The organism is Microbulbifer okhotskensis, from assembly GCF_023895975.1.
GTDB classification, from domain to species: Bacteria; Pseudomonadota; Gammaproteobacteria; order Pseudomonadales; family Cellvibrionaceae; genus Microbulbifer; species Microbulbifer okhotskensis.
In genome coordinates this window covers 1-8,758 of record NZ_JALBWM010000140.1, presented here as the reverse complement: position 1 = coordinate 8,758, position 8,758 = coordinate 1, and the positions used below count along the sequence as shown (strand labels likewise).

Sequence of the window (8,758 nt, the reverse complement as noted above, 5' to 3'; positions counted from 1 at the left end):
AGCAGTACAGTGACTATGGGGCTATAGCTGTATGAAACTGTCCGAAGTGTTGTTAATACTAACATTACCAAAATAAAAATGGGTTTTAAATAGTTCACGTAAAATTCCGTAAAGTAGCACCTTCGTGCTAACTGCTTTAGGGTTAGTAATATTAAGTCGGTATAATACTTCAAATTTTAAGGCTGGTGCAGCATTATTACGAAAACACTAGAATACCAACAAAAGTAGAAGTGAGGCCACACCCAAACTCTCCAATTTGGAAAATCGAGGCAATACCTCCAACAACCCCAGACTTAAGGACTTTAATCAGGAACCCCTTACCAGTTGTGCCCTGCCGGTCAATATATCCACCCCCACCACCTTCAGAATGGGTTAACGCTACTGAATATATACCTGAAACTAATGCATCAGAAAACGATACCCCATTAATCATCGCTTCAACAAAGCCAGAAATTCGAATCATGATTGCAGCAGATACTAATTGCACATCCAATGCTATTGCAGCTGCAATTTAAAATTACAAAATATCCATTTGAATCGGAGGCATTCAGCGGATTATTCCACACATAACTATAACGGTTGTATATCTGCATATCCGCAGCAACCTGACTAAATGGATATACCTACAAAAAACGCCCTAAACGCAGATCATAGATGCGGCCGTTCATATGAATCAGACCCACCTCATATTGAATTTAGTGGTCAGTGTAACCACGGATAGCTCGGCTGTGATCGAAGCTTGATAGCGCTGTGAGGGACAACGCATTCGAATTTGCCGTGCTCCTACGCTGCCCCAGGTATCGAAGGACATTTCCTGCACTACATTACCAACCTCATCGGTAATCAGATCCATGGAACCCAGAAAATCTTTGTACAAGAACAGCTTGTTCGTGGATAGCACCTTAAAATCCAGGTCCGTCTTTACGGTATAGACGGCTGTGCAGAGATGCCGCTTCCATTCGGTCTCATTGGGGCGCTGGATTTCTCGACACACTCGATAGCACCGATATACCAAATTTCCGCTGCCAATTCCAGGCCAACCAATGCCGGCTGGCTGTTTTAACACGGCAAATTTCTTGATACCGATCTATTCCGCATGATTCTCGATCACCCGTACTACTGGCCCCTCGGTTCTCTTGTCTCCCGAAAAAGATAGCAAAAAAATCGAATTAACGACCTCTTTAATTCAAAAAACCCACGATCGCTTTCTATTTACTCCCGCTAATACTAACCAAACTTAGGCCACCGAAAATATAAGTATCAACCAAAAGAACACAAAGGCGGAGCTGGGCACAACCGACAAAAATTGACACGCGCTTACAGGAGTATTGACTAGCAAAAAAATAAATAGCTGAAGCCGGTTAAAGCGTGGATATCAGATAGAGAAAATAATCAAATGGAATACAACTGAGAGGGAAAAAATTCAATAATTCGTAACTATAAGGTATATCGTTTCCTTCTAGGGTTAACCCCAGACATAAAACTTAACTCCACCTCCAGTTAAACGGCATGGCCGGCACCAAAGAATAAATTCTTCAGCTAGGCAATATGCGCTCGTTAATCGCCTCCGGCCCGCGATTTAATGACAGCAAGTGACTAGGCTTAAGGGCTCCCCCCATTGAAAATCAAGTTAGTCCCTCGCATTAACCTCCACCTTAACCCCCACCGGGTCAAAAAATACCAGCTGCCTCAGTGGACGTCCAGGTACATCCATTTGCTGGCTGGTGATACCCAACCTATCCAGGCGTTGCTTGATGGGCTCAAGGGCCTCCGCGCGAAAGGCGATGTGATCCAGATAGGGCTTGTCCGGTTGCTCTCCGCTGACCTCCCCTTCAATCAGATGCAAAATGGCTCTGCCATTGCCGTAGAGCCAAAAGCCAGCGCGCTTAAAATTCGGTCTTTCCCCTTCGGTAAGCCCAAGTATTTGGGTATAAAAGTTCCGCACCTGCTTTAGGGTTTCCATCGGGGCGGTGATATTAACATGATCGAGTTCCATAACTTTTCCCTAGGTGAAAGTACACATCCTTGTGCCACGTGAGTGACCGGCTATCCCGCCCTAGAAATTACACAATATTTTTTTTACGCAATTGCTCAATTTGCTCGACGCTTTTACCGAGCATCTCAGCCAAAACTTCGTCGGTATGCTCTCCGAGCACGGGTGGAGCCTGGGTATAGTCAAGTGCAGACTCGGAAAAAATAACCGGGTTGCGGACAGTTTTTACTTTACCGGCTTCTGGGTGCTCCTGCTCCACCACCATACCGCGCGCCTGTACTTGCGGGTCGGCAAAGGTCTCTTCCAGCGTATTAATAGGGCCGCAAGGAACCTGGGCATCGCTTAGCTTTTCCAGCCACCAGACTGACTCATGACGGCGAGTGGCCGCCTCAATTTGCGGAACCAGCTCTTCGCGCGCCATTACCCTGGCCGAATTGGTAGCGTAAGCAGGATTAAGGGCCAGCTGCTCCACACCTGCAATATGACAGAAACGCTTGAACTGATCATCGTTGCCCACGGCCAACATAAAGTAGCCGTCTTCGGAGGGAACTGCTTGGTATGGCACTATATTCGGGTGGCCGGTGCCTTGGCGCTCGGGGCTCTTCCCCGAAGTCAGGTAATTCTGCGCCTGGTTGGCAAGCCATGCGACTTGGGTATCCAGCAAAGCCAAGTCGATATGTTGCCCTATCCCCGTGTGTTGACGATAAACCACGGCAGCGAGCACCGAGGAAACGGCGTACATGCCTGTCATCAGGTCGGCAACAGCCACCCCCGCTTTTTGCGGACCTGCACCCGGTTGCCCCTCGGGTACGCCCGTTATACTCATCAGGCCACCCATACCTTGAATCATGGCATCGTAACCTGCCCGATTTTTGTACGGGCCCGTTTGACCAAAACCAGTAATCGAGCAATAGATGACACCCGGATTTATGATCTTGATAGACTCATAATCCAAACCGTATTTTTTCAGCCCATCAACTTTGTAATTTTCCAGAAGGATGTCGCTACGCGCAGCCATTTGCTTGATCAGCGCTTGGCCTTCATCCGTAGCAATATCGACAGTGACTGACTTTTTGCCCCGATTGGCGCTTAGATAATAAGCAGCATCCGACGTATCGCAGCCCTGCTCGTCTTTCAGAAAGGGAGGGCCCCAGTGGCGGGTGTCATCGCCACGTTCCGGGCGCTCCACTTTTATCACCTCGGCACCAAAATCAGCAAACACCTGGCCCGCCCAGGGACCGGCGAGAATACGACTTAAATCAAGCACCTTTAAATGTGCGAGTGGACCTGCCATAACTTCCTCATATCGCTAACTTGCGGGACAACCGCGAATTTGCGGCAGCCTAACAGATAATTTGAGCTGGCGCGCTGCTTGGCCAGCGAAGGCATTCGCCTTACACTTGAATGCGCAATAAAAATAAGGAGGCACAGCATGGCCGCTATAGAAGCCCAAAAATTTGAATCTTTTCGCGAATTTTATCCATTCTATTTACAAGAACACAGTAACCCCACTTGCCGCCGACTCCACTTTATTGGTACCAGCCTGGTACTGGCGACAATTATTACTGCAATTGCAACCTCCAATGCGCTTTGGTTGGCAGTTACTCCTATCGTGGGCTATGGGTTCGCCTGGATTGGGCACTTTTTCTTTGAGAAGAATCGCCCCGCCACTTTTAAATACCCCTTTTATAGCTTCCTTGGCGATTTTGTGATGTACAAGGATTTTTTATTCGGGCGTATTGAGCGCTAAATAAGCTTATTTTTTACTGGCCGACAAACCATATTTTCGTAGTTTGTTGGCTACGGCAGTATGAGAAATACCTAGCTCCTTAGCCAATTCCCGAGTTGAGGGGCGATCTTCAATCAAGTTCGTTAGCAGTGCCCGCTCCAATTGTTCCATCATTTCTTTATAGGAAAGCCCACGGCCCCAATCCCGCCAGGGTAGTGCTGCTTTGACCATGAAATCGGGTACATCTCCTACTCCCAAAGAATGACCTCCCCTGGCTAGGCACTGGCTTGTTGCGGCGGTTAAGTAGTCCCGCAGTCCATTAAAGTTGTCGGGCCAATCGTGCAATTTGATCAACTGCTGAACTTCTTCATCTAGCTTGAGATCACCAGCCTCGGGGATTTCTTGGCGCAATAAGGTATTGGCAAGGCGCGGCAAGGCTGGACGTATATTGCGCAGAGGTGGCAGCGACATCGCCAGCGATGAAAAAACTTGCGCTAGTGGCGGGGCAATTAACTCCCTATCGCAAGTGGTGGCCACCAAACGCAGGGAAGATGAAATATTTTGGAGCTTGCGCAGCAAATCGATTTGCGCTTCGGCGCTGAGAGTGTGCACATCCTCCAGTATCAGTGTACCTGTGCTGCGCAGGTGAGTGGGTAACTCCAGCTTGCCATCTCGGGGAATCACCCGATAGCAATCGGCCCTTGAGGCTGCGGGCGATAGATAGTGGAGCGCGCAGGCAAATGTTGTCTTTCCGCTACCGCGCTCCCCCACTATTAGCAGTGGCGCGGTCAACGCGGATAGGTCTTGCAACTGCAAACAGCTTTGCCTACGAAAATCGAAATCCCACAAAACCATGGGCCTGGGCAGCTCGGCCACAAATTCACTACTGTCCCAAGGCTGTAGGCGTAGTACCGCTCCGGCCAGTGAACCTACAGCGCCCGGGTTGCCCTCCAGAGCAATGGGTGACCAGTCGACCCGAAAACTCTGACCGCGCACCACTATCGGCAAGCCGTAGCGGGGAACCGCAAAGTCCCGCAATAATTCCGCCACCTGCATCAGCGGTAGAAACCTTTGCAGCTGCAGCCCCGGGACTCGGTCCAGGCTCACACCAAAAGCCCGTGCAGCGGCCAAATTGGCCGCGACCACCCGACCTTCCCGATCGACACTCAGAACCGGGTCTGTCACATGCCTGAGCAAGGTATCCAACTCAAAATGGCGTCGCTCCAACGGCAGCAAAGCAACCCGCCGCACCCGTTGGATGCCTGGGACCCGATGCAGGGACTTCTCAATTGTCTGGTACTGCGTTGCGAGCATACCCGGTGCAGAAAGATACACTTTGTCACCACTGTCACCACCGAGTTCTCCAGAAGCCACGTTAATACGATAGTTGCCAAATATCTGCATAATTTCGTGCAGGATACCGACACGATTAGCGCAGGTTATCTCGACTCTCACGGGCCCACCTGTAAAGAAAAGTTTACAGAAAGTGTAAATTGAGACCCCCTGAAGACGCAATAGAACCTTTTACCCCCTCCCCTATCCGGGCTTGCCTGGCTAAAAATAGAGTCGATAAATAACAACAACAGGTTCAGCGGCAGAGTGCTGAGCATTGGGAATTAGCGCAGGTCACAGAGCCGCGGGAGAAACACTCATGAAAAAAGAAGCGAAAAAGCCCAGCAAGTACATCGCACGCGAGCCCAATAAAGACGGCTACATCGAGTACACCGATCTCGAACACCAAACCTGGCAGCGCCTGATTGAGCGCCAGCTGGATGTATTGCCCGGCCGCGCCTGCGATGAGTATATGCACGGTTTGGAATTACTCGATTTACCCAAGGATCGCATCCCCCAGCTGGAGGAGGTCTCGAGTGTTCTGCGCCAGGAAACCGGCTGGGAAGTCGCCCGTGTGCCTGCCTTGATTGGCTTTGAAACTTTTTTTGGCCTTTTAGCGGATCGCAAATTTCCCGTTGCGACTTTTATCCGCACCCCCGAAGAATTTGATTACCTGCAAGAACCTGATATTTTTCACGAAATTTTTGGCCACTGCGCCATGCTCACCAACCCAGCTTTCGCCAACTTTACCCACAAATACGGGCTGCTGGGCCTCAAAGCCTCGCCCAAAGAACGCGCCTACCTGGCCCGCTTATATTGGTTTACCGTCGAGTTCGGCCTGCTCAATACAACAGATGGACTGCGCATCTATGGTGGCGGAGTTCTCTCTTCCCCCAAAGAGACACTTTATGCCTTAAGCAACCAGCCCGAGCGCTATGACCTCGACGCGGTAACCGCACTGCGTACGCCCTATCGTATCGATATTGTGCAGCCAATTTACTATGTGTTGAACGGCCTGCAGCAGCTCCAAGAGCTGACGGAGATAGACCTGATGGCCAAAGTTCGCGAAGCGATTGAGCAGGGCCTATTCGAACCGCGCTTTCCTCCCAGAGACGCTGCCTGAGCCCCGTGCAGGATTGGGCGGACAACTTCCGCCCCCCTCCTGAAAAGCTTCCCCTGTAACATTGCGCATCAAGGGAAATTCCACTACCAGCACTCTCGCCCTGAGACTATCGTATCTGCAGTAGGTGTAGCGGAGCACCGTAGGTTTCAACCCGGCAACTCCTTACATCTGCTTGCCAAAATGTCGCAAGGGGTGGCATGCCAATGACGGCGACACAATGCGCCCAAGGATATGGGGCCCCTTCTCTATAGGGAGCGCATATCACTATGGCCTCACTTGACGCGATTGATAGAAAACTACTTGCTATTCTGCAATCCGACGTCAGCCTTTCAATCGAGGAGCTGGCGGAGCGTGTGGGTCTGACAAAAACCCCCTGTTGGCGCAGAGTGCAGAAGCTGGAAAAAAGCGGGATCATACGACGCAAAGTAGCCCTGCTAAACGCGGAAATCCTGGGTCTTCCTGTCTCGGTATTCGCCCAAGTTAAAACCGACCAACACACGCCGGAATGGGCCGATGGTTTTTCCGAGCATATGGCACAATTGCCAGAGGTAGTCGCTTGCTACCGCATGGCAGGCGACTACGATTACCTATTGCGGGTCGTGGTGAGTGATATCAGCGCCTATGACCGTTTTTACAAGGAACTGATTAGACATGTCGGTATCAGCGACATTATCTCCAACTTTGCCTTGGAGCAAATTAAAAGTACCACTGAGCTACCTATTCCCCCGGGTGAACAAAGCTGACCTGAAGCGCCCAGCAAACAACTAAGTCTTTCAGCTGTTCGCAGATCTATGGATAATGGCTATATCTCGCTCACTAACAAGGATGGCCTGTGGCGGACAGCTCCCTTTTTCAGTCCTTCTTCCTGATATTTAGCGGTGCGGCAGTCGTCGCTTCCCTGGCCCTCTTCGGGCGACAACCCTTACTCGTTGCCTATATCGCTCTCGGCGTACTCTTGGGCCCGTCAGGCTTTGCGGTTATTGACAACCTTCGCCTGCTTTCCGATATGTCCAGCGTAGGGATTATCTTCCTGTTGTTTCTACTGGGGTTGGATATGCAACCCCAGGCTTTAGTCGCTGTATTGCGTAAAGCCACATTCGTGGGCCTGGTCAGTTGCACCATTTTCCTCGGCCTGGGCTTCGGCATTGGTAAGCTATTTAGCTTTACTACCACCGAATCTTGGGTCATCGGTATGGCCCTGATGTTCTCCAGTACAATTATCGGAATCAAGCTTCTACCGACCACTGTTCTCCACCATAAACACCTAGGCGAGCTCATGGTGGGACTTCTACTATTCCAGGACTTTGTGGCAATCGTCTGCCTGATGGTTCTGCTCAGCGACAATACCGGCGACATGCAAATATGGCAACTCGCGCTTTCTTTTGGTTCACTGCCCCTACTGATCGTATTCGCCTGGCTGATCGTAAAATATATTCTGCTGCCATTATTTAACCGCTTCGACCGATTTCATGAGTATGTCTTTTTACTGGCACTCGGTTGGTGCATGGGCATGGCTGAGCTGGCAGAAATTGTTGGGCTATCACGGGAGATTGGTGCTTTTATCGGCGGTATTACATTAGCAACCAGCCGAATTTCCCAGTACATCGCACTCAGCTTAAAGCCACTGCGAGATTTTTTTCTTATCTTGTTTTTCTTCAGCCTGGGAGCTCAGTTCAAGCTGGCGATGCTGCCTGAAATCCTATTGCCAGCACTGGTTACAGCTACTGCGGTACTTTTGGTTAAGCCGGTGGTGTTCCACTACTTACTAGGGGCTCGAAGCGAACACAAGATCCTGTCATGGGATATCGGGTTTCGGCTCGGACAAATCAGTGAGTTTTCTCTGCTAATTGCCCTGCTCGCATATGCACAGAACCTGATCGGTAGTGCTGCATCACATTTGATCCAGGCAACCGCCATCCTAACCTTTCTGGTATCGTCTTACATCGTCGTAATGAACTTCCCCAACCCAATTGCGACCAAAGACGAACTGCGTAGGGATTAAACATCCACAAAAATCTGTTTATTGATCGGGAAAAAGAAAAATTCACAACCTAAAATCAAGTGCCTCCTTGTAGTACATCACTCCGCGAATTTACTTATCGAATTAAGCGGCCCGAGCTTTCCGTTCTACACGAGCCAGTAACCCGTCAGCCCGCTCACAAGTGCCCCTAAAGCCGATCATCGCACATCACGTGCGACTACCCCTTTTGAATCAAGAATGGATGAATAAGCATCGACGACGCTTTCATTGACACCCTCAATACTCTTTAGGTTCTTCAGTTTATTTAAATCCATCAGCGAAGACACTTCAAAAATATCATCCTCACCACACCAATAGGGTATTAAATTCCCATATATCTCACTGGAATCGTCATACACCAGCTCACTGATAGCAAGAAGCAATTCCCCTCATATATTCAAGCGCCTCCGGAACAACATCATAACCAGAAACAGAGATCTCACTCCGGTCATACTCCTTAGCAAAAGCCCTGAGATCAAATTCAGGCACCAATAGTTTTCTCTCATACATCCTGCATTCAACTTTGAAGTGCATCAGTTAATCCCCTGGAAAAGAACGGTC

At 49.8% G+C, this 8,758-nt stretch carries 9 protein-coding genes and 1 pseudogene; 4 read left to right on the top strand and 6 right to left on the bottom strand.

The annotated features are described in order from the left end of the window. Positions 1-196 precede the first annotated feature (196 nt). The 4 genes from MO867_RS19310 to MO867_RS19295 form a co-directional block, all read right to left on the bottom strand. The gene (locus MO867_RS19310; protein WP_252472162.1) at positions 197-493 is read right to left on the bottom strand and encodes a hypothetical protein; all 297 of its coding nucleotides are present in this window, start codon (positions 491-493) and stop codon (positions 197-199) included. Between the two features lie 180 nt (positions 494-673). Continuing rightward, positions 674-1,066, bottom strand: a complete 393-nt coding sequence (locus MO867_RS19305; protein ID WP_252472161.1) for a hypothetical protein — start codon at positions 1,064-1,066, stop codon at positions 674-676. Positions 1,067-1,630: 564 nt separating this feature from the next. Beyond that, positions 1,631-1,996 (bottom strand): VOC family protein, encoded by a 366-nt coding sequence (locus MO867_RS19300; RefSeq protein WP_252472160.1) that lies wholly within the window; start codon positions 1,994-1,996, stop codon positions 1,631-1,633. A gap of 67 nt (positions 1,997-2,063) precedes the next feature. Continuing rightward, positions 2,064-3,287 (bottom strand): CaiB/BaiF CoA transferase family protein, encoded by a 1,224-nt coding sequence (locus MO867_RS19295; protein ID WP_252472159.1) that lies wholly within the window; start codon positions 3,285-3,287, stop codon positions 2,064-2,066. 138 nt (positions 3,288-3,425) lie between these two features. Here MO867_RS19295 and MO867_RS19290 point away from each other — a divergent pair, with 138 nt between their 5' ends. Next, a complete protein-coding gene (locus tag MO867_RS19290) occupies positions 3,426-3,743 on the top strand; it encodes an Mpo1-like protein (protein ID WP_252472158.1) in 318 nt (105 codons plus the stop codon). Positions 3,744-3,749: 6 nt separating this feature from the next. Here the strand turns inward: MO867_RS19290 and MO867_RS19285 are convergent, their stop codons facing one another. Next, the gene (locus MO867_RS19285) at positions 3,750-5,177 is read right to left on the bottom strand and encodes a TyrR/PhhR family helix-turn-helix DNA-binding protein (protein ID WP_252472157.1); all 1,428 of its coding nucleotides are present in this window, start codon (positions 5,175-5,177) and stop codon (positions 3,750-3,752) included. 196 nt (positions 5,178-5,373) lie between these two features. On the opposite strand from MO867_RS19285, the gene phhA reads away from it, so the two are divergent. From phhA to MO867_RS19270, 3 genes are all read left to right on the top strand, one after another. Beyond that, positions 5,374-6,177: a phenylalanine 4-monooxygenase gene (gene phhA / locus MO867_RS19280; RefSeq protein WP_252472156.1), complete on the top strand. Its 804-nt coding sequence runs from the start codon at positions 5,374-5,376 to the stop codon at positions 6,175-6,177. 266 nt (positions 6,178-6,443) lie between these two features. Next, complete coding sequence (locus MO867_RS19275) at positions 6,444-6,920, top strand: Lrp/AsnC family transcriptional regulator (RefSeq protein ID WP_252472154.1); 477 nt, start codon at positions 6,444-6,446, stop codon at positions 6,918-6,920. Positions 6,921-7,009: 89 nt separating this feature from the next. Then, positions 7,010-8,179 (top strand): cation:proton antiporter domain-containing protein, encoded by a 1,170-nt coding sequence (locus MO867_RS19270; protein ID WP_252472153.1) that lies wholly within the window; start codon positions 7,010-7,012, stop codon positions 8,177-8,179. A 176-nt stretch (positions 8,180-8,355) separates the two neighbouring features. Here the strand turns inward: MO867_RS19270 and MO867_RS24120 are convergent. Beyond that, a pseudogene (locus MO867_RS24120) lies at positions 8,356-8,707 on the bottom strand (DUF6892 domain-containing protein). Between the last annotated feature and the right edge of the window lie 51 nt (positions 8,708-8,758).